Here is a 21,622-nt window from a genome sequence, read left to right on the forward strand (position 1 = left end):
CAGTTCAGGCCGGGACGGGTTCACGGGGTGCAGCGGCGTTGCTCGCGCCGGCATCGATCAGCTGGCTGGCGATGCGGCGGTCATCGAGCGGACCGGGCGCGGTAACTGCGCCGCGCGAGGCCGAGCTGACCAGACGCGCGTACTTGGCCAGCACGCCGGTGGTGACACGCGGCGCAATGCGCGTAGCGGTGCGCGCCGACAGATCGGCATCGACATCGATGCGACGCGTGCCGACATCGATCCGCACCCGGTCGCCTTCGTGCAGCTTCGCGATCGGGCCGCCATGCGCGGCCTCCGGCGAGATGTGGCCGACCATGAAGCCGTGCGTGGCGCCGCTGAAGCGGCCGTCGGTGATCAGGGCGACGTCGTTGCCCAGGCCCTGGCCGACCAGCGCCGCGGTAACCGCCAGCATCTCGCGCATGCCCGGGCCGCCGGCCGGGCCCTCGAAGCGGATCACCACGACGTCGCCGGCATTGACCTGCCTTGCCTGCACCGCCGCGAACGCCGCTTCCTCGGAATCGAACACGCGCGCGGTGCCTTCGAAATGCTCGCGGCCGTGACCGGCCAACTTGACGATGCAGCCTTCAGGGGCGAGGTCGCCGTAGAGAATCGAGTAACCGCCGCGCGGCTTGATCGGGTCATGGATCGGGCGCACGACATCCTGCGTCGCCGGTGCGGGGATCTCGTCGAGTTCGGTGAAGAACGAACGGCCGGTGACGGTGGGGATGTCGTCGATCAGGCCGGCCGCGCGCAGCTCGCGTGCGACCAGCGCAGTGCCGCCCTGCTCGAACATCTCCGCGGCGGTGTAGCGGCCACCGGGCTTGAGGTCGGCGATCACCGGCGTCATCCGTGACGCCTCTTCGAACTCTTCCAGGCCGAAAGCAACGCCGGCTTCGTGCGCGATCGCCAGCAGGTGCAGTGCGGCATTGGTGGAGCCGGCAGTGGCCGAGACCGCGCGGGCCGCGTTGCGCAGCGCAGCTGGGGAGAGGATGTCGCGCGGTCCCGGCCCGCCGTTGCGCAAGCGGTCCATCACCAGCGCGCCGCAGGCCCGCGCGGCGGCGGGCTTGTCGGCGTGGATCGCCGGGATGTCGTTCAACTGCAGCGGCGACAGGCCGAGGAAGGTCAGCACCATCGCCATCGTGTTGGCGGTGAACTGGCCGCCGCAGGCACCGGCGCCGGGGCAGGCATGGGATTCGATGCGGTGCAGCTCGGCGTCGTCGATGCGGCCGGCCGAGTGCGCGCCGACGGCCTCGAAGACGTCCTGCACGGTGAGGGGGCGATCGCTCTCGCCCAGGCTGGCTTCGCCCTGCTTGGACGGGCAGTGGCCCGGCATGATCGTGCCGCCGTAGAGGATCACGGTGGGGATATCCATGCGCGCCGCCGCCATCGCTGCGGCCGGGATCGTCTTGTCGCAGCCGACCAGCAGCACCATCGCGTCGAGGCAGTGGCCGTTGACCGCCAGCTCGATCGAGTCGGCGATGGTCTCGCGCGAGGCCAGCGAGGCGCGCATGCCGTCCGAGCCCATGGCGATGCCGTCGGTCACGGCGATGGTGTTGAACTCGATGGGCGTGCCGCCGTTGTCGATCACGCCGCGGCGCACGTCCTGCGCCAGGTCGCGCAGGGTGAAGTTGCACGGCGACACGTCCGACCAGGTGTGGACGACGGCGACCAGCGGTCTGGCGATCGCGGCGTCGTCCAGGCCGGTGGCGCGCAGCATCGCGCGCGCCGGTGCGTGTGCGGGGCCTTGCTTGATGGCGTTGCTTCTCACGAACTGGCGTCCTTGATGGATTCCAGGCCCGTAAAAACAAAAACCCCGCGCCGTTTCGGGCGCGGGGTCTTGGTGTTTCAGACCTGGGTGGTGTGGTGTTGCTTACACGAACCCGTACCCCGCGCTGGCATGCCCGGTAATAAGTACGAGTACAAGAATGAGTGCCGCCGATGCGGTCAGGGTCAACGCAAGTCGCAGCGACTCGACCGTGCCTTGCGGCCGGGCCTGAGCGGTCTGCGGGTGGTTGTTGCGCTGCGTCATGGAACTGAGGGAAACATGCCCGGCGCGGGCATGTCAACAGTTTCGTTTGAAACGGCGCATGACATGGCGCGAGGGCGTGACGGGATGCTCATCGCCTCAGAAGACGCTCGCGCAACGCCGCATAGTCCACTGCCAGAGACTCGGCAGACGCCGGCCATGACAGCGTCCGGGCCAGCTCCGGCGGTGGCTCGACGGCATGGCCGACGAGCGGCTCGACGATGCTCTCGAACTTGGCCGGATGGGCCGTGGACACGACCGCCCAGGGCCGGCGGTCGCCCTGCGTGCGGATGCCTTCGAGCACGTGCAGACCGGTGGCGGTATGCGGGCAGGGCACCACGCCATGACGCTGCGGCGCATCGCGGATGGTGGCGGTGATGGTGCTGTCGTAGACCGCCTGCGCGCGCATTGCCGCACGCAACTCCATATCGCTGTCATGCCAGTGACGAAGCCGTTCGAAGTTGCTCGGTGCGCCGACGTCCATGGCGTTGGCCAGCGTTGCGCGCGTCGTCTGCGGTGCGTAGTCCTCGCCCGCGAAATAGCGCGGCAGCACGTCGTTGGCGTTGCTGGCCAGCACCAGGTCGCCGACAGGCACGCCCATCCTTCGCGCCAGAAACGCGGCGCAGGCATTGCCGAGGTTGCCGGTGGGCACGATGAAGTTCAGCGCCTGGCCGTGCTGTGCGTGGTAGGTCAGGGCGGCATGCGCGTAGTAGCCCACCTGCGGCAGCAAGCGGCCGAGGCTGATGCTGTTGGCCGAGCTGAGCGACATCGACTGCCGCAACGATTCGTCCGACAGCGCCTGCTTGGCCAGCCGCTGGCAGTCGTCGAAACTGCCGGCTACCCGGTAAGTGCGCACGTTGTCGCCCCAGCACTCCAGCCCATGCGCCTGTCGCGGCGAGACGCGACCCTCGGGATAGAGGATCACCACTTCGAAACCCGGGCGGCGGTGGAAGGCTGCCGCGACGGCGGCGCCGGTATCGCCGGAGGTCGCCACCAGGATGGTGGTCGGCGCGGCGCCATCGTCGCGCAGACGCGACAGCGATTCGGCGAGAAAGCGCGCGGCGTAGTCCTTGAATGCCGCGGTGGGCCCATGGAACAGCTCGAGCAGGTAATCGCCTTCGCCCGACATCGGCCGCAGCGGGGCTGCGAAGGAGTAGGCGTGTTCGCAGATCGCCGCGAGTGAGCCGTGCAGCGACGAGTCTTCGAAGTAGGACGCCAGTGCGGCGTGCGCAGTGTCGGCCAGCGTCGCGCCCGGCTGCAGTTGAAGCAACGGGACGCTCTCGGGCACGTACAGGCCGCCATCGGGCGCGAGGCCGGCGACAAGGGCCTCGTCGATGGCGGTGGAGGGCGTGTTGCCGCGGGTGCTGGTGAAGTTCATGCCGGCAGCGCGATCAGATCGGCCCGCGGCCCCGCCACCGGCGTCACGTACGCGCGCGAGCCGTATCCGGCCAGCGCAAACGCCGCCTGCATCGCCGGCGCCGACGCCTCCGCTTCGGCCTTGGATGCGAACCACGCGAACGTGCTCGGGCCGGCGCCGGAGATGCTCGCGCCCAGTGCGCCGTGCTCGAGCGCCGCCGCCTTGGCCTCGACGAATCCGGGAATGAGCGGCGCGCGCCGCGGTTCCACCAGCAGGTCGTGCAGCCCTTCGCGCAGCAGCGATGCATCGCCGCGTTGCAGTCCGGTCAGGAACAGCGCCAGGTGCGAGCTCTGCTCCACGACCAGCGACAGCGGATACGGTTCGGCCAGCACCGCGCGTGCGCGGCGCGTCTCCAGCACCTGGTCGGGGTGCACGACCACTGCATACAACCATTCGGGCACCGCCAGCGGGATCATCCGCGTGGCCGTGGCCATCACCACGCCGCCGAGCAGCATCGGTGCGACGTTGTCGCCGTGGCGGCTGCCGCTGGACACCGACTCGCCATCGAGGGCGAACTCGTAGAGCGCCTCGCGCGGCAGAGGTGCATCCAGCAGCGCGTTGGCCGCGACCAGTGCGGCGACGCACGACGCGGCCGAGCCGCCCAGGCCGGAGCCCAGCGGTATGCCTTTCTCCAGTTCCAGCTCGAAGCCGTGGTCGAGGCCGAGCCTGGCCCGCAGCGAGACCAGCGCCTGCCCGGCGGTGTTGCGCGAGGCTTCGAGAGGCAGCGATGCGGCGCCGGCGACATCGCCGCGGATCGCCGCGATGCGGACTTCGGCAGCGGGGATGCGGCGGACCAGGGCGACATCGCGCACGCCGGCGATGGTATGGCCGAGCAGATCGAAGCCGACGCCGATGTTGCCGACGCTGCCCGGTGCGAACGCGCGGCACTGCAGGCGCTGGCCATGCCCGGCCCGGTCGTGCCCGGCCCGGCCATGCCCAGCCCGATCATGCCCAGCCCGGTCCGGCGATGCCTCGATGTCGACGTTCATGCGCGCGCCTCGGCCGGTACGCCGGCATGCAGCAGCGGCATCCCGCACGGCGATCCCAGCGACTGCGCGATCGCCAGCACATCGCCGAAGACGCCGGCGGCGGTGACGTCCGGACCGGCGCCAGGGCCCTGCACGACGAGCGGATTGTCGGCGTAGCGGCGCGTGCTGAACTGCACCAGGTTGTCGGTCAGGCGGGTATGGCAGCAGGCGTGCTCGCGCGGCAGTGCGACCACGCCCACGCTGGCGCGACCGTCGCGGTCGAGGCGGGCGAGATGGCGCAGCGCCCGCTGCTGCGCATCGGCTTGGCGGAAGCGCGCGAGCATCGGTGCGTCCATGTCCTCAAGCCGGGCCAGGAACTCGTCCCGACTGACCGCGCGCAGCGCCTGTGGCACCAGGTTCTCCACTTCCACATCCTCCAGCGACAACGCGCGACCGGCTTCGCGCGCCAGGATCACCAGTTTGCGCGCGACATCGAGGCCGGACAGGTCGTCGCGCGGATCGGGTTCGGTATAGCCCAGCGCCTGCGCCTCGCGCACCAGCTGCGAGAACGGCACGCTGCCGTCGAAACGGTTGAACAACCACGCCAGTGTGCCCGAGAGCATGCCGTCGATGCCGAACAGTTCGTCGCCGGTATCGAGCAGGTTGCGCAGGGTCAGCATCACCGGCAGGCCGGCGCCGACCGTGGCTTCGTAACGGAAGTGGCCGCCGCCGCTGCGGCTGGCGTCCTGGATGGCGGCGTAGCGGGCCCAGTCGCCGCTGCCGGCATGTTTGTTCGGGGTGACCACATGGATGCCGGCGGCCAGCCACTGCGGGTACAGCGACGCCACCGCCGGGCTGGCGCTGCAGTCGACGATCAGGGCATGCGGCAGGTGTTCGCCGCGGACGTGCTGGGCGAAGCGCTCGAGGTCGACCGGCTCGGCTGCGCCGCCGTCCAGGCGCGCCACCGCGTCGGCCGGCTCGATGCCGCGTTCGTCGAGGTGCATCGCGCGGCTGTTGGCGAGCGCGCGCAGGCGCAGGTCGAGGCCCGAGCGCCTGCGCAGCTGCGGCAGCGCCGCCGACAGCTGCGACAGCAGCGCGCGGCCGACCTGGCCCGGGCCGATCACGCCGACCGACAGGCTCTGCGGCGACAGCCAGAACGCGGCATGTGCCGCACGCAGCGCACGGGTGGCGTCCTTGTCGCCGATGGCGACGGAGATGTTGCGCTCGCCGGCGCCCTGGGCGATCGCGCGGGCATTCACGCGCGCCTGGGCAAGGCCGCCGAGCAGCCGCGCCGCCACGCCCGGCGTGCCGACCATGCCATCACCCACCGCGGCCAGCACCGCGATGCCGTCGGTGAGGGTGACGCCCTGTGCCTGGCTGTCGGCGATGGCATCGGCGAATGCGCTGGCGACGGCATCGCGCGCACGCGGCGCCTGGTCGGCGCGGACCACGCAGCAGATGGAGTGTTCGGAGGAACCCTGCGAGATCATCGTCACCGATACACCGGCGCCGCGCAGCGCGCCGAACAGGCGCTCGGCCGCGCCGGGCACGCCGACCATGCCGTTGCCGACCAGCTCGATGATCGCCATGTCGCGGACCAGGCTGAGGCCTTTCACCGGCGCGCCATCGGGGTCGCTTTCCGGGCTGATCAGAGTGCCCGCCAGCTGCGGCCGGCGGGTGTTGCGGATCCGCAGCGGGATGCCGCGCTCCTGCACCGGCGCCAGCGTCTGCGGGTGCAGCACCTTGGCGCCGAAATACGCCAGCTCGCAGGCTTCGGCGTAGGACATCGACGGCAGGCAGACCGCTTCGGGCACCAGCCGCGGGTCGGCCGAGAGCACGCCGTCGACATCGGTCCAGATGGTCAGCGCGTCGGCATCGAACAGGTTGGCGAAGATCGCCGCGGAGTAGTCGCTGCCGTTGCGGCCCAGCGTGGTGGCGCGTCCCTGCGTGTCGCGGGCGACAAAGCCGGTGACGACGACGTGGCCGCTGCCGTGCTGCGCGCGCCAGTCCGCCAGTCGCGCGCGGCTGGCGGCCCAGTCCACCGCCATGCCCATTTCACCGGGGTGCACGACCAGTACATCGCGCGCGTCCAGCCGCAGCCAGCCCTGGCCGGGCGTGGCGACGGCGGCATGCATGAGTCGCGATGACCAGACCTCGCCCCATCCGGGCAGCGCAGCCGCGATCGGGTCCGCATCCGCGCCGTTGCCGGCCACGACTGCGAGCTGTCCACGGACCGACTCGAAGTCCTCATCCAGGGCCGCCTGCAGTGCCTGCGCGCCGTCGCCGCCGAGCGCGTCGGCCGCGACGCGGTGGCGCTGTCGCAGTGCTGCCCATGCCGGCGCCCAGTCCTGTCCGGATCGCGCCCCGGCCACCAGCGCGATCAGCGCATCGGTGACGCCCTGCATCGCCGAGACCACCACCACCCGCGTGCGGGCCGGCCCATCAAGCAGGCCGGCGGCGACGCGATACAGCGCGGCGTCGGCGAGGCTGCTGCCGCCGAACTTGTGGACGTGGCAGTGCGTGGAGGGTTTCCGGGGAACGGGCGGTGCAGCATCGGCGGAAGGCATCGGTCGGGCTCCTTGTGGGCCCCGCTTCCGGTCCGGGTGCCAGGCCAGCGCACCCGGGTCGGGTGCGGAGGCGTGGTCTGGTTCAGCTGGACACGCCCGTCCGCACCCCGAAAGGAGTGGTACCGGTACCAGTGGTAATCGCAATGGCCACGACGGCGGCGGCCTGGTCATCGACCAGGCTGGGCGGCGTCTGTGGCGGCATGTTGCGATGCGTCATGGAAGCGAGAGAACCACGCGCTTTCCGTGGCTGTCAACAGTTGCAAACGAAACCTGCGCTGGCGCTCGGCCGCCCCGTGCTGGCCCGCATCGCGTTCGCGTGGTCAAATGCGCACTGAAGCGGGGGTACCTGCGCCAGGTGGCGCCGGTTGAGACAGACCCTTCGAACCTGATGCGGTTGAGACCGCCGTAGGGAAGCTTCGCGACACCGCCATCGCCGCGGTGCGCGCCGCCGCTTCGTCCCGCCCCCATCCGGACGAACGTCATGAATGCAGTCCCCTCCGAGTTGATCCGCCAGGCCGAGCAGTTGTCCGGCGACGTCACCCGCCCGATCCCGGGTTCGCACAAGATCCATGTCGAGGGCTCGCGTCCCGATATCCGCGTGCCGATGCGCGAAATCGCGCTGGCGCGCACGCCGACCATGTTCGGCGGCGAGGACAATGCGCCGCTGGCGGTGTACGACACGTCCGGTGCGTACACCGACAGCAACGCGGTGATCGATCTCGCCCAGGGCCTGGCGCCTTTGCGCGCGCAGTGGATCGCCGAGCGCGGCGATACCGAGGCGCTGACGGGGCTGTCGTCGGAGTTCGGCCGCAAGCGCGAGCACGATCCCAAGCTCGATGCCGTGCGTTTCGGCAACCGCCCGCTGCCGCGCCGCGCGATCGCAGGCGCCAACGTCACCCAGATGCACTACGCGCGCCGCGGCATTGTCACGCCGGAGATGGAGTTCATCGCCATTCGCGAGAACCAGCGCCTGGAGTCGATCCGCGAGGCGCACCTGTTGCGCCAGCACGCCGGCGAGACCTTCGGCGCCAACATCCAGCAGATCATCACGCCGCAATTCGTGCGCGACGAAGTGGCCCGCGGCCGCGCCATCATTCCCAACAACATCAACCACCCGGAAAGCGAGCCGATGATCATCGGCCGCAATTTCCTGACCAAGGTCAACGCCAACATCGGCAATTCCGCGGTCTCCTCGGGCATCGCCGAGGAAGTCGAGAAGCTGGTGTGGTCGATGCGCTGGGGCGCCGACACGGTCATGGACCTGTCGACCGGCAAGCACATCCACGAGACCCGCGAGTGGATCATCCGCAACTCGCCGGTGCCGATCGGCACGGTGCCGATCTACCAGGCGCTGGAAAAGGTCGACGGCCGCGCCGAGGAACTGACCTGGGAGATCTTCCGCGACACGCTGATCGAGCAGGCAGAGCAGGGCGTGGACTACTTCACCATCCACGCCGGCGTGCTGCTGCGCTACGTACCGCTCACCGCCAAGCGCGTCACCGGCATCGTCTCGCGCGGCGGCTCGATCCTGGCCAAGTGGTGCCTGGCGCATCACCGCGAGAATTTCCTCTATACGCACTTCGAGGACATCTGCGACATCATGAAGGCGTACGACGTGGCGTTTTCGCTCGGCGACGGCCTGCGTCCTGGCTCGATCGCCGACGCCAACGACGCTGCCCAGTTCGGCGAACTCGAAACCCTTGGCGAGCTCACCAAGATCGCCTGGAAGCACGACGTACAGACCATGATCGAAGGCCCCGGCCACGTGCCGATGCAGCTGATCAAGGAGAACATGGATAAACAGCTGCGCGAGTGCGGCGAGGCGCCGTTCTACACGCTCGGGCCGCTGACCACCGACATCGCGCCGGGCTACGACCACATCACCAGCGCCATTGGCGCGGCGATGATCGGCTGGTTCGGCACCGCGATGCTCTGCTACGTCACGCCCAAGGAGCACCTGGGCCTGCCCAACAAGCACGACGTGCGTGAGGGCCTGATGGCCTACAAGATCGCCGCGCATGCAGCGGACCTGGCCAAGGGGCATCCGGGCGCGCAGGCGCGCGACAACGCCATGAGCAAGGCGCGCTTCGAATTCCGCTGGGAGGACCAGTTCAACCTTGGCCTGGATCCGGAGCGTGCCCGCGAGTACCACGACGAGACGTTGCCCAAGGATGCGCACAAGGTCGCGCACTTCTGCTCGATGTGCGGCCCGCACTTCTGCTCGATGAAGATCACCCAGGATGTGCGCGACTACGCCAAGGAGCACGGCGTCGACGAACAGGTCGCGCTCGACGAGGGCATGGCCGAGAAGTCGGCCGAGTTCCTCGCCCAGGGCGCGCAGGTCTACCACAAGGCCTGATCGCCCCCGGGGAGTGTCGTCACCGCGGGCCGTCACCGCGCGCCATCACCACGCGGTGGCGCGCGGTTCGGCTACGCTCTGCCGCAATCACACGGACGAGGTGAGCAGATGGCCGAGACCCACATGGGCTGGTTGCGCTGGCGGGTGCGGGCGCGCCGCAATCCGTCGGCGTTCCTGCTCGGCGTGCAGCTGCTGAGCCTGGTGCTGTACCCGCTGTTCGACGAGATGCGCGCCGGCCGCGTCTTGTTCAGCGCGTTCGGCGTGGTGGTGATCGTGCTTGCGGTGTTGGTGGTCAACCACAGCCCGGCCAAGAACTGGATCGCCTGGGTGCTGGCGGTGCCGGCGCTGTTGCTGTCGATCGTCGGCGTGCTGATCGACGACCACTCGCTGGTGACGGTGTCCGCCGCGCTGGAAGCGTTGCTGTACCTGTATGCGGCCACCAGCCTGATCTCCTACATGCTCGGCGACCACAAGGTGACCACCGACGAGTTGTTTGCTGCCGGCGCCACCTTCACCCTGCTGGCCTGGGGCTTTGCCTACGTCTTCTTCGTCTGCCAGGCGCTGCATCCGGGCAGTTTCACCGGCGCGGTAAACCCGGGCCAGCCGCGGCCATGGCTGGAGCTGCTGTTCCTGAGCTTCACCACGCTGTCGGCGACCGGCCTGGGCGACGTCCTGCCGATCTCGTCGCCGGCGCGGGTGCTGGTGATGCTCGAGCAGTTCGCCGGCGTGGCCTATATCGCGGTGGTGGTGTCGCGCCTGATCGGACTGACGATCCTGCGCAAGTGAGGCGCGCCGGCTGGGCGGCCTGGCCGTTCCGGGAGCTCCAGCCCGCCCCGGCGGCCTCGCGGGGGCGCAGCGGGCAAAAAAAACGCGCCGAAGCGCGAATGGTGGAACAGAGAATTCTGTAGGACGTCGGCGAGAGAGGGCCTGGAGCCACCCCAATGAATGGGGTTAAGCCTCTCAGACGTTAGAATGTCTTCCTGAGCAGCGCTTTCCCGATAGCGCCCACGCGATTTGCCGCATCGGTCAATTGGAAGGATCCAGACCGAACGGCACATGACGGCTGTTCAGTTTGCTGTCCACCATTTCGGATCCATGCCCCGACCCATCGAGCCAATATCGCAACCGCTACCGTCTGAGCGGTTGCGCGTGGGCGATTGTCTGGTGGACGTGCCGCTACGCGAGATCCGGGCGCCCGGCAAACGGCGGCCGCTGCGCATCACTCCCAAGTCCATGGCCGTCCTGCTGGTGCTCATCGAGCAGGCCGGCCGTGTGGTCAGCCGTGACGCACTGATGGCCGAAGTGTGGCCCGACACGCTGCCGACCAATGACGTCGTCACCCAGGCCATCACCCAGTTGCGCAAGGCCTTCGATGACGAGCGCGGCAATCCGCGCTACATCGAGACCATCGCCAAGAACGGTTACCGCCTGCTGGCACCGGTGGAATGGTTGTACGCGCAGGCCGCGGCGATGGCCGCCGAGCAGGCCGATGCGCGCTGGGCCGATCCGTCGCGGACCACATCCAAGTACCCGGCGATCGCGCCGGCCGATCCCAGTGAACCACTGGCGCCGGTGCCGCTGCCGGCGTCATCGATGCCGCGCGGCAACTGGGTCTCGCTGGCGGCAGCCGTCGGTGCGGTGGCGGTGCTGGTGTCGGCGCTGCTGGGCTGGGCGCTGTTCCGCGATGGCAAGAGCCTGCATGGCGGCGCCGCGGCGGCGCCGCCCGCGGTGTCGCAGGGGCTGCGGATCGAGCGCCCGTACCGCCTGATCACGTCGATGCCGGGCTTCGAGCTGTCGCCGACGCTGTCGCCCGACGCCGGAATGGTCGCCTACGTTGCCCTGCCCGAAGGCCAGCGCGGCACCTCGATCATGGTCCAGACCACCGAACAGACCCAGCCGCGCCTGCTGACCCGGCCGCCCGAGGGCGCTGACGACAGCGCCCCGGTGTGGTCGCCGGACGGGCGCTGGATCGCCTTCATCCGCACCGCCGGCACTACCTGCAGCGTCCGTGTGGTCACCCCCAACGCGCGCGGCGAGCACGAGGTGGGCAACTGCGACTACCGCAGCCCGCCCACCTTCGACTGGACGCCCGATGGCAATGGCCTCTTGTTCGGTGGCATGCCCGGCGATCGCGGCAGCCTCGGCCTGCGCCTGCTCGACCTGGACAGTGGCGACTGGCGCGCGCTGCCTTACGACCACGACGCGGATGATCTGGATTCGTCGCCGCGCTATTCGCCCGACGGCCAGTGGATCGTGTTCGTGCGCAATTCGCCGCTGGGAGATTTCTGGCGCATCCCCGCCGCCGGCGGCAGGGCCGAACGGCTGAGCCACCTGCGCGCCGACATGCGCGGCTGGGACTGGCTGCCCAACGGCCAGACCCTGTTGTTCAGCGTGATGATCGACGGCGACTACCGGATGTTCCAGCTCGACAGCGGCACCGGCGAGGCGCAGCCGATGGGACTGGACGACGCGCAGTCGCCGGTCACCGCCAAGGCCCGCCGGGCCATGGCCTTCGTCCAGCGGCGGCCATACTTCGGCCTGTACCGGGTCGCCCTGGCGCCGGAAGGCAAGGGCAGCGTCCACGTGGTCGAGCCGCTGTTCGCCTCGACCTCGCGCGACCTGCTGCCGACCATCGCCCCGGACGGCCGCCAGCTCGCCTTCGTTTCCGACCGCTCCGGCAGCAATGCCCTGTGGTGGGGCGACCTGACCCAGCCCGACACGCTGCGGATGATGAGCGGGGTGCGGCCGGGCACGCGCTACGCCCCCTCCTGGTCGAGCGACAGTTCACGGATGCTGGCCACCGGTGTCGATGCCACCGGCCACGGCGTGCTGCACGAAGTCACCCCCGCCAATGGCCGCGTGGTCCGTCTCGAGCTGCCCGAACCGGACCCGCTGCAGGCCCGCTACACACCGGACCCGAAGCGCCTGCTGGTGCTGTCGGCCAACGCCGACGGCCACCCGCAGCTGCGGCTGTACGACCGCAGCCTGACGCCGTGGCGGTCGCTGGCGCGGATCAGTGGCGTCTCCAACTTCCAGGTAGATGGCGAGCGCAACCGGATCCTGTTCACCCGCCTCACCGAGAGCGGCCTGTGGCAGGCCGACCTGGACCTGAGCGCCGCCAGCGTCACCCGTATCGACGAAGTCGAGCCGACGTCCGACCGCTATCGCCTGTGGGCGCTGGCGCCCGACGGCGAGGTCCGTTACCTGGAACAACTGCAGGGTTGCGCGGCCAGCCTGCGCCGGATCGTCCCGGCCGACACCGCCGCCGTGGCGAGCTGCATGGACCAGACCCGGCGCTCGGCGATCAACGGTTTCAGCCTCGGTGGCCCGCGCGGAGATGTGGCCTACGTCGCACTTATCGAGTGGGACGGCGCCGATATCGGTTACATGGAGCTGCCGGAAGAACCGAAAGCATTTGTCCCCGGATGGGGCAGGTGATTGAAAGAAAAGAGGAAAGTGCTTTCGGAAGTCCTTCGGTTAATCGTTCGGTGCGAATTCGTATAAGTCTCCGCCAACTTTCCTGACGTAGACGGCCGTCTCAGGCAAATCCATTAGCCATTCTCGGCACATGAGGTGGACCAAATGGAGCAAGTGCAATGGGCGGACCGCGGGCAGCTACTGCAGCTCGACACGCCGGAAGGCGCGGTTCAAGGTGGTTGCATCGGCGTTTCGCGCCTGGGCAGCGTGCAGCTGGCGGGCGGCTTCTCGATCTGGGTGCAGATGCATGGCAGCTCGTGGGTCGAGGCGAAGGAAGGCAAGTTCCGGCTGCGACGCGGTGACTGGATCGCCTTCGAGAAGGACTCCAAGCCCAACGTCCAGGCCGACCGTTTCGGTGTCTGCGTGGGTCTCACCCTGTCCGGAGATGCCCTGCGCGAAATGACCCGGTTCGCCGATCGCGGCCTCTATGCCGGCCGCGGCAGCATGCCGCGCCGCGATGCCCGGATCGCCCTGCACCTGTGGCGCGAGGCTGCCGCCCGCCTGGCCGACTCGTCGGCTGCGACCCTCGATACCGCCTCGCTGCGGCCGATCCTGCTGCACCTGGCCGGCGTCCAGGGCGAACTGGCCGCGCGCATCCCGCGATGCCCGGGCCGCTCGCGCAGCCGCAAGCGCCAGGTGTTCGGACGCCTCCAGCGTGCGCGCCTGTACCTGGAAGGCAATTGCGACCGCGTGGTCCGCATCAGCGAGCTGGCCGAGCTGACCAGCTTCTCCAGCTGGTACTTCTCCAAGACCTTCCACAGTCTCTATGAGGAAAGCCCGCAGGCGGCCTCCGCGCGCATGCGCCTGGAGCACGCGGCCGACCTGCTGACCAGCACCTCGATGATGATCGGCGAAGTGGCCGCGGCCAGCGGATTCGACAACTGCTGCAGTTTCGCCCGCGCCTTCCGCGCCCGTTTCGGCCAGTCGGCGAGCCGCTACCGGAGCGCTTCCGTTCCGGCGCGGGTCGCTGCCGCGAAGTCCAGCAGCAAGGCGCTGGGGCGCACCGGTACCTGACCGGCCACGCGCCTGGCAGCACACATGTCCACGCGGTCTTGCCAACGTTGGCGAGACCGCCGACGGCATGCCACACGATTCCCAGGCGGCCGCAACGGCCGCTTTTCTTTTATGCCTCCCGGACTGCGGAAGTGCCCTCGCAGACCGATTGAGCAAAGTCTCTCAGCGCTACCCGCAAAGCGGCAGAGCCTCCCGGAACGTAAGTTTGATCGGCGTTTAACACGCCCATAACAGTTATCTGGAGAGAGATAAATGAATCATCGCAATCTGCGCACCGCGATGCGCGTCGGCATGCTGCCGGCAGGCATCGCGATCGCATTGGCGCCGGCGTTTGCCAGCGCCCAGGAAGCTGCCGCCGAGCAGCAGGGCGCTACCACCCTCGATCGCATCGAAGTCACCGGCTCGCGCATCCGCCAGGTCGACCTCGAGACCGCCGCACCGGTGCTCCAGCTCACCCGCGAAGATATCGAGAACCAGGGCTTCAGCTCGGTTGCCGACATCCTGCAGAACATCACCGCCGTCGGTTCGCCGGCGATCAGCCGTACCTCGCCGCTGTCCTCGGGCGAAGCCGTCGGTGGCCAGTACATCGACCTGCGCAACCTCGGTGCCAACCGCACCTTGATCCTGGTCAACGGCAAGCGCCTGGGCATCACCAACGACGGTCTGCAGGACGTCGCGCAGATCCCGGCGTCGATGGTCGAGCGCATCGAAGTCCTGAAGGACGGCGCCTCCACCATCTACGGTTCCGACGCCATTGCCGGCGTGGTGAACATCATCACCCGCAAGAACTTCGACGGCGCGGAAGCCAATGCCTACATGGGTCAGTACGACCAGGGCGACGGCACCCGCCAGGTCTATGACTTCGTCATGGGCTTCACCGGCGACCGCGGTTCGGTCACGGCCGGCGTCGAGTACTCGAAGGAAGATCCGGTGTGGGCGCGTGACCGCTGGTTCAGCGAAGTGCGCTTCCCGACCGGCGAGAAGAGCACGCCGCGTCCGGGCGGCCTGTCGGCCACCAACCAGTTCGGCACGATGATCCGCGCCGACGGCAGCCGCTGGAACCTGATCCGTGACGGACAGGACCGCGATGCTTCCGACTTCGCCAACTACCGTCCGCGCAACGGCACCGACGTCAGCAACCCGAACCAGCAGTCGACCGTCTATTCGGGCATCGAGCGTCGTTCGGTGTTCTTGAATGGCACCTTCGACATCACCGACAACATCCATTTCGACACGGATGTGCTGTACACCGACCGCGATTCGTTCGCACAGAACGCCGGTTACCCGTACCAGTCGGTCGATCCGGGTGGCAACTGGCACACCCCGATCTCGGCTGACAGCTACTACAACCCGGTCGGCAACCGCGCCAACCCGGGTGCTGGCGAAGACGTCGAGTTCATCCGCCGTGGCTGGGACGTGCCGCGTGAAGTCAACAACAGCCTGACCACGTTCCGCTTCACCGGTGCCTTTAGCGGTTCGTTCCAGACCGGCGAGCACTTCTGGGACTGGGATGTCGGCTACCTGTACAACCAGAACGAAGGCAAGCAGATCAGCACCGGCAACCTCAACACTGCCGCTGTTGCCAAGGCTGTGGGCCCGTCGTTCCTCAATGCACAGGGCGTTGTCCAGTGCGGTACCGCTGCTGATCCGATCCCGCTGGGCTTCGGTCCGGGCGCGTGCACGCCGTGGAACCCGATGGTTCCGGCCGGCGTGACCGGCCAGGGCGGTCTGGCTGACCCGGGCGTGCAGGCATTCCTGTACCTGCCTGGCCAGGCACTGTCGGAAACCGAGACCAAGAGCTACTTCGCCAACATCTCCGGCACGCTGTTCACCCTGCCGGCCGGCGACGTCGGCGTTGCAGTGGGTTACGAGTACCGCAGTGAAAGCGGCTACTTCTCGCCCGACGCACTGGCCCAGACCGGCATCTCGACCGACCTGGCCTCGGGCCCGACCAGCGGTGGCTACTCGCTCGACGAAGTCTATGCCGAGTTGAGCATCCCGCTGCTGGCCGACCTGCCGTTCGCGAAGGAACTGAGCGTCAGCCTCGCAACCCGTTACTCGGATTACGACACCTTCGGCGACACCACCAACAGCAAGTTCGGCTTCACCTGGAAGCCGCTCGACCAGCTGCTGGTGCGTGGTACCTGGTCTGAAGGCTTCCGTGCTCCGACCGTGGCCGACCTGTACGGCGGCGTCTCGCAGAGCTTCGAGGACTACACCGACCCGTGCGATACCTCGTTCGGTTCGGCCGCAGGCAGCGCAGCATGCTTGGCCGACGTTCCGGCCGGTTACCGCCAGCCGGCGCAGTCCGGTGGCGTCGCCGCCGGTCCGGGTGAGCAGTCGCCGATCCCGTTCCTGTCCGGTTCCAACCCGAACCTGACGCCGGAAACCTCCGAGTCCAAGACCCTGGGCTTCGTGTGGAGCCCGACGTTCGCCGAAGGTCTGAACCTGACGCTGGACTGGTGGAACATCCGCATCGACAACACGATCGTGCCGGATAGCCCGACCGACATCCTCAACGACTGCTACATCCGTGGCATCGGTTCGCGTTGCCAGAGCGCCACCACGTTCATGCGTGACCCGAACACCGGTGAGCTGACCTTCCTGTCGTTCGGCGGCCGCAACGCCGGCTTCCAGGAGACCGAAGGCTTCGACTTCGACGTCAACTACAGCCTGGCGACCGACTACGGCAAGTTCTCGGTGGCATGGCTCAACACCTACGTCAGCAAGAACGAGCTCAAGACCGACAGCCTGGAAGGCGCACCGCAGCAGCTCAACGGCTTCGACGGCAACTTCCGCCTGCGTTCGAACATGAACCTGACGTGGGAGAAGGGTGCATTCGGCGTGAGCTGGGGCATGCGCTACTACTCGGGCACGAAGGAAGATTGCTACTTCGACGACCGCTGCAGCCTGCCGAACTACCAGGCTCCGGACACCAACGGCACCGTCGTTCCGATGAACGAGCTGGGTTCCAACACCTTCCACGACCTGCAGGTCCGTTGGAATGCACCGTGGAACGCCACCGTTGCAGTGGGCGCGAACAACGTGTTCGAGCACTACGCAGCTCCGGCCTACAACCAGCCGAACTCGGGCTTCTCGTACTACGGCGGCTTCGACATCGGTCGCTTCATGTACCTCAAGTACCAGCAGCGCTTCTGATAGGCTGAAAAGCAAGACGCAAGACCACTACGGCCCCGAAAGGGGCCGTAGTTCTTTCTGGCCCCGTGCCGAGTCCCTGGGGCTGGCGATGCGCTGGATGCTGGCAGGCCAGGTCTGGCGGCGGGCGCTGCGGACGGTACGATAGCCGCAGTCTTTCCGGCCGGATCCGCAATGAAACTGCAGGTGCCCTTCATCCAGTTGCCCCTGGTCTTCGACGCCGGCGTGCTCGCCGCGGAGATCGCCGCCCTCGGCGAGGGCCCGTGGCGACCGCACCCGCAGGGGTTTCCGGGCAACTCGATGCTGCCGCTGGTGGCGGTCAATGGCGATGCCGGCAATGAGGCGTTTTCCGGCCCGATGGCACCCACGCCCGAGCTGCAGCGCTGCCCGTACCTGAGCCAGGTCTTCGCCAGCCTGGGCGTCACCGCCGGTCGCAGCCGGCTGATGCGCCTGTCCGGCCACGCCGAGGTCACCCGCCACGCCGACCAGGGCTACTACTGGGCCGAGCGGGTGCGCGTGCACATCCCGGTGGTGACCCAGCCGACCGTGCGCTTCGAATGCGGTGATGCCGCGATCAACATGGCGGCCGGCGAATGCTGGATCTTCGACACCTGGCGCCAGCACCGCGTGCTCAATGACGCCGTGGAATCGCGCGTGCACCTGGTGGTCGACACGGTCGGCGGCGGCCTGTTCTGGGACATGGTCAACCGTGGCCGTCCGCACGATGCGCCCCGGCTTGGCTGGCAGCAGCAGGCCGTGCCGATACAGCCGGGCGTGGTCGCCCGCTTCCCGTGCGAGACGGTCAACGTGCCGGCGGTGATGACGCCGTGGGAGCTCAACGATCACCTCGGCCTGCTGTTCGCCGACGCCGTGCCGCATCCGAACCTGGCGCAGGCCCGGCAGATCACGACGCGCTTCGCCAGGACCTGGCAGGGCCTGTGGTTCCAGTACGGCGATCGCCCGGAAGGGCACGCAAGCTACCGCGCGGTGCTGCAGCGCTTCATCGAAGAGATCAAGACGCCGGCCCAGCCGATGGTGCTGAAGAACGAACTGCGCTGGTACAACGCGCTGATGACGATCGTGTGCAAGTTCGCGGTGAGCGCCGAACAGGCGCAGGCCGAATCGGCCGCGCAGCAGCGCGACGTCGGCGACAACGCCTAGCGCACGCGCGCTGCAAGGCACGCGCCGCACCAAACGAAGAAGGCCGCCCTGCGGCGGCCTTCGCTGCTCACGGCCTGGTGGCCGCGCTCAGAACTTCGGCTTGTCTTCTTCCGATGTCGCGTTGTAGCGCTCGATCGCGTCGTTGAGGATCGACTTGGCTTCAACGGCATTGCCCCAGCCCTCGATCTTGACCCACTTGCCCTTCTCGAGATCCTTGTAGTGCTCGAAGAAGTGGCCGATGCGATCGAGCCAGTGCTGCGAGACCTGCTCGATGTCGGTGATGTGGGCGTAGCCGCCGAAGATCTTCGGCACCGGCACGGCAATGATCTTCTCGTCGCTGCCGGCCTCGTCGCTCATCTTCAGCACGCCGACCGGCACGGCACGGATGACCGAACCGGGCACCAGCGGCAGCGGCAGGATCACCAGCACGTCGGCCGGGTCGCCATCCCCGCACAGGGTGTGCGGGACGTAGCCGTAGTTGCACGGGTAGCGCATCGGCGTGGACAGGATGCGATCGACGAAGATCGCGCCCGAAGCCTTGTCGACTTCGTACTTGACCGGCTCGGCATCCTTGGGGATTTCGATGATGACGTTGATCTCATCCGGCGGGTTCTTGCCGGTGGGGACGAGGTCCAGACCCATGCGTTGCTCCAACTTCTGATGGCCGCGCCAGGACGGCGGGGCGGGGGATTTGATGTGCGGGCCGGGCATTTTACGCGGCTGGCTGCTGCGGCGCAGCAGCGGGGGCTTCAGGAGCCCGCGAGGCGGGCAGGCCGGGGTTGAGCCCCCAGGAGCGGGCTTCCGTCTGCGGAGCGGCGCCGTCCGCCGGGCCGGGGATTGCTCCGCCCCTTAATCGGACATCCATGTCCGATGCGGGGCGCGGGACATCCATGTCCCGCTGCGGATCAATCCCCGGCCCGTCGAACGACGCTCCAGCAATTCATTGCCCGGCCTTCGTCCCAACGCCGTCATTCCCGCGAAGGCGGGAACCCAGCGTCGTGGCTCCTCAGTGGTTCTAAAACCACCTGATCCTTTCGCGGGCGTCCGGGCCCGAGCTCACCGAGCGGACGCGCGAATGAGTAGGGCACGGACCCCGCCCTGTGTCTCGGCAGCTCGAGTCCCAACCTTGCAGGCGCATCACGCGCACAGCGCAAGAGCACCAACACGCGAAGTCAATAAAACGGCTGCAGCTTCGGAAAGGAGGGGGTGGGGTGTATTCCGCGAACGATTAACGGAGCGAAGCGGAGGTTCGCGGAATACGCCCCACCTCCTCCCCCATGAACCACCAACCACCAACCACCAACCAGGCGCACAAATGAAAACGGGCCGCGTCGCGGCCCGGTTTGCCCTCACCCAACCCCTCTCCCGCGAGCGGGAGAGGGGCTAAATCAAGCACTCAGAGCAGCGGCACCATCAGCAGCGCCACGATGTTGATGATCTTGATCAGCGGATTGATCGCCGGGCCAGCGGTGTCCTTGTACGGATCGCCGACCGTGTCGCCGGTGACCGCCGCCTTGTGCGCATCGGAACCCTTGCCACCGTGATGACCGTCCTCGATGTACTTCTTGGCGTTGTCCCACGCACCACCGCCGGTGGTCATCGAGATCGCGACGAACAAGCCTGTCACGATCGTGCCGATCAACAGACCACCCAGCGCCGTCGGACCCAGCAGCAGCCCGACCACGATCGGCACCGCGACCGGCAACAGCGACGGCACGATCATTTCCTTGATCGCCGACTTGGTCAGCATGTCGACCGCCTTGTCGTACTCCGGTTTGCCCGTGCCCTCCATGATCCCCGGGATCTGGCGGAACTGGCGGCGCACTTCCTCGACCACCGCACCAGCGGCGCGACCGACTGCTTCCATCGCCATCGCACCGAACAGGTACGGAATCAGGCCGCCGATCAGCAGACCGATGATCACCAGATGGTCCGACAGGTCGAACGCGAACGTCGCACCCTGATGGGTGGCCGACAGGTTGTGCGTGTAATCGGCAAACAGCACCAGCGCAGCCAGCGCCGCCGAACCGATCGCATAGCCCTTGGTCACCGCCTTGGTGGTGTTGCCGACCGCATCGAGCGGGTCGGTGACGTTGCGCACCTCGGGCGGCAGCTCCGCCATTTCGGCGATGCCACCGGCGTTGTCGGTGATCGGGCCGTAGGCATCGAGCGCGACGATCATGCCCGCCATCGACAGCATTGCCGTTGCGGCGATGGCGATGCCGTACAGGCCGGCCAGCGCGAATGCACCCCAGATCGCCGCGCACACCGCGACCACCGGTAGCGCGGTCGACTTCATCGACACGCCCAGGCCGGCGATGATGTTGGTGCCGTGGCCGGTGGTGGAAGCCGCCGCGATATGGCGCACCGGACCGTACTGCGTGCCGGTGTAGTACTCGGTGATCCACACGATCGCACCGGTCAGCACCAGGCCGATCAGCGCGCACCAGTACAGGTTCATCGCACCGTGGCTGTTGTCGGCCATCAGCTGGGTGGTGATCGGGTAGAACGCGATCGCCGCCAGCACCGCCGAAACAATGACGCCGCGGTACAGCGCGCCCATGATCGAGCCGCCTTCCTTCACCTTGACGAAGAACGCGCCGATGATCGAAGCGATGATCGACACGCCGCCGAGCACCAGCGGATACAGCACCGCGTTGTGGCCGGCATCGGCAGCCATCAGCCCGCCCAGCAGCATCGTCGCGATCACGGTGACCGCATAGGTCTCGAACAGGTCGGCGGCCATGCCGGCGCAGTCGCCGACGTTGTCGCCGACGTTGTCGGCGATCACCGCCGGATTGCGCGGGTCGTCCTCGGGAATACCGGCTTCGACCTTGCCCACCAGGTCCGCGCCAACGTCGGCGCCCTTGGTGAAGATGCCGCCGCCCAGTCGCGCGAAGATCGAGATCAGCGAGGAACCAAACGCCAGGCCGACCAGGGCGTGCAGCGCCGCTTCACCGGTGACGCCCAGGTGGCGCGTCAGCACCACGTAGTAACCGGCCACGCCGAGCAGGCCCAGGCCCACCACCAGCATGCCGGTGATCGCGCCGCCGCGGAATGCCACGTCCATCGCCGGGCCGATGCCTTTGCGCGCGGCTTCGGCGGTGCGCACGTTGGCGCGCACCGAAACGTTCATGCCGATGTAGCCGGCGGCACCTGACAGCACTGCGCCGATCAGGAAACCGATCGCCGTGTACCAGCTCAGGAAGAAGCCGATCAGCACGAACAGCACCGCGCCGGCTATGGCGATGGTCGTGTACTGGCGATTGAGGTAGGCGCGGGCGCCTTCCTGGATCGCGCCGGCGATCTGTTGCATTCGTTCGTTGCCGGCGGGCTGCGCGCTGATCCAGCGCGCGGAAATGATCCCGTAAAGGATCGCGATGACGGCGCAAACCAGCGCCAATGCCAAACCGTACTGCTCCAGCATGAACCCCTCCCCTTAAGAGTGGACACATCAGGAATTTCGAGTCGATCACC

The 21,622-nt window shown here is 68.0% G+C and carries 12 protein-coding genes and 1 riboswitch; of the genes, 6 read left to right on the forward strand and 6 right to left on the reverse strand.

From position 1 onward, the window contains the following. Positions 1-4: 4 nt before the first annotated feature. The 4 genes from ilvD to thrA form a co-directional block, all read right to left on the reverse strand. Positions 5-1,768 carry a dihydroxy-acid dehydratase gene (gene ilvD, locus AB4Y64_RS11850; protein WP_441816645.1) on the reverse strand — a complete coding sequence of 588 codons (1,764 nt, stop codon included), beginning with the start codon at positions 1,766-1,768 and terminating at the stop codon, positions 5-7. A 349-nt stretch (positions 1,769-2,117) separates the two neighbouring features. Then, positions 2,118-3,404, reverse strand: coding sequence for a threonine synthase (gene thrC / locus AB4Y64_RS11855; RefSeq protein ID WP_441816646.1), 1,287 nt, complete (start codon positions 3,402-3,404; stop codon positions 2,118-2,120). Next, positions 3,401-4,432, reverse strand: coding sequence for a homoserine kinase (locus AB4Y64_RS11860; RefSeq protein ID WP_441816647.1), 1,032 nt, complete (start codon positions 4,430-4,432; stop codon positions 3,401-3,403). Before AB4Y64_RS11860 ends, thrC begins: the two co-directional genes overlap by 4 nt. After that, entirely contained in the window at positions 4,429-6,978 is a 2,550-nt protein-coding gene (gene thrA, locus AB4Y64_RS11865) for a bifunctional aspartate kinase/homoserine dehydrogenase I (RefSeq protein WP_441816648.1), read from the reverse strand. Before thrA ends, AB4Y64_RS11860 begins: the two co-directional genes overlap by 4 nt. A 328-nt stretch (positions 6,979-7,306) precedes the next feature. Continuing rightward, positions 7,307-7,408: riboswitch (TPP riboswitch) on the forward strand. Positions 7,409-7,459: 51 nt separating this feature from the next. Here thrA and thiC point away from each other — a divergent pair. The 6 genes from thiC (at position 7,460) to AB4Y64_RS11895 (ending at position 18,145) form a co-directional block, all read left to right on the forward strand. After that, entirely contained in the window at positions 7,460-9,337 is a 1,878-nt protein-coding gene (thiC, locus tag AB4Y64_RS11870) for a phosphomethylpyrimidine synthase ThiC (protein WP_441816649.1), read from the forward strand. A 108-nt stretch (positions 9,338-9,445) separates the two neighbouring features. Further along, positions 9,446-10,123, forward strand: coding sequence for an ion channel (locus AB4Y64_RS11875; RefSeq protein WP_441816650.1), 678 nt, complete (start codon positions 9,446-9,448; stop codon positions 10,121-10,123). 378 nt (positions 10,124-10,501) lie between these two features. After that, entirely contained in the window at positions 10,502-12,775 is a 2,274-nt protein-coding gene (locus tag AB4Y64_RS11880) for a winged helix-turn-helix domain-containing protein (protein ID WP_441816651.1), read from the forward strand. A 144-nt stretch (positions 12,776-12,919) separates the two neighbouring features. After that, positions 12,920-13,828: a helix-turn-helix domain-containing protein gene (locus tag AB4Y64_RS11885; protein ID WP_441816652.1), complete on the forward strand. Its 909-nt coding sequence runs from the start codon at positions 12,920-12,922 to the stop codon at positions 13,826-13,828. 252 nt (positions 13,829-14,080) lie between these two features. After that, positions 14,081-16,987: a TonB-dependent receptor plug domain-containing protein gene (locus AB4Y64_RS11890; protein ID WP_441816653.1), complete on the forward strand. Its 2,907-nt coding sequence runs from the start codon at positions 14,081-14,083 to the stop codon at positions 16,985-16,987. 171 nt (positions 16,988-17,158) lie between these two features. Then, a complete protein-coding gene (locus AB4Y64_RS11895) occupies positions 17,159-18,145 on the forward strand; it encodes an aspartyl/asparaginyl beta-hydroxylase domain-containing protein (protein WP_441816654.1) in 987 nt (328 codons plus the stop codon). An 87-nt stretch (positions 18,146-18,232) separates the two neighbouring features. Here AB4Y64_RS11895 and ppa read toward each other — a convergent pair whose 3' ends face one another. Together ppa and AB4Y64_RS11905 are read right to left on the reverse strand one after the other, a co-directional pair. Further along, the gene (ppa, locus tag AB4Y64_RS11900) at positions 18,233-18,787 is read right to left on the reverse strand and encodes an inorganic diphosphatase (RefSeq protein ID WP_441816655.1); all 555 of its coding nucleotides are present in this window, start codon (positions 18,785-18,787) and stop codon (positions 18,233-18,235) included. A 754-nt stretch (positions 18,788-19,541) separates the two neighbouring features. Further along, on the reverse strand, positions 19,542-21,572 hold the full coding sequence (locus AB4Y64_RS11905) for a sodium-translocating pyrophosphatase (RefSeq protein WP_441816656.1): 2,031 nt from the start codon (positions 21,570-21,572) through the stop codon (positions 19,542-19,544). Positions 21,573-21,622: the final 50 nt, after the last annotated feature.

This window comes from Lysobacter sp. TAF61, assembly GCF_052113485.1.
Taxonomy (GTDB): Bacteria; Pseudomonadota; Gammaproteobacteria; order Xanthomonadales; family Xanthomonadaceae; genus Lysobacter_J.

What these genes read in the sequence shown, in the direction of transcription:
- AB4Y64_RS11875 (WP_441816650.1), top strand. Translation starts at nt 9,446, where the DNA reads ATGGCCGAGACCCACATGGGCTGGTTGCGCTGGCGGGTGCGGGCGCGC.
- thrA (WP_441816648.1), bottom strand. Translation starts at nt 6,978, where the DNA reads ATGCCTTCCGCCGATGCTGCACCGCCCGTTCCCCGGAAACCCTCCACG.
- thrC (WP_441816646.1), bottom strand. Translation starts at nt 3,404, where the DNA reads ATGAACTTCACCAGCACCCGCGGCAACACGCCCTCCACCGCCATCGAC.
- thiC (WP_441816649.1), top strand. Translation starts at nt 7,460, where the DNA reads ATGAATGCAGTCCCCTCCGAGTTGATCCGCCAGGCCGAGCAGTTGTCC.
- AB4Y64_RS11860 (WP_441816647.1), bottom strand. Translation starts at nt 4,432, where the DNA reads ATGAACGTCGACATCGAGGCATCGCCGGACCGGGCTGGGCATGATCGG.
- AB4Y64_RS11890 (WP_441816653.1), top strand. Translation starts at nt 14,081, where the DNA reads ATGAATCATCGCAATCTGCGCACCGCGATGCGCGTCGGCATGCTGCCG.
- ppa (WP_441816655.1), bottom strand. Translation starts at nt 18,787, where the DNA reads ATGGGTCTGGACCTCGTCCCCACCGGCAAGAACCCGCCGGATGAGATC.
- AB4Y64_RS11895 (WP_441816654.1), top strand. Translation starts at nt 17,159, where the DNA reads ATGAAACTGCAGGTGCCCTTCATCCAGTTGCCCCTGGTCTTCGACGCC.
- AB4Y64_RS11905 (WP_441816656.1), bottom strand. Translation starts at nt 21,572, where the DNA reads ATGCTGGAGCAGTACGGTTTGGCATTGGCGCTGGTTTGCGCCGTCATC.
- AB4Y64_RS11885 (WP_441816652.1), top strand. Translation starts at nt 12,920, where the DNA reads ATGGAGCAAGTGCAATGGGCGGACCGCGGGCAGCTACTGCAGCTCGAC.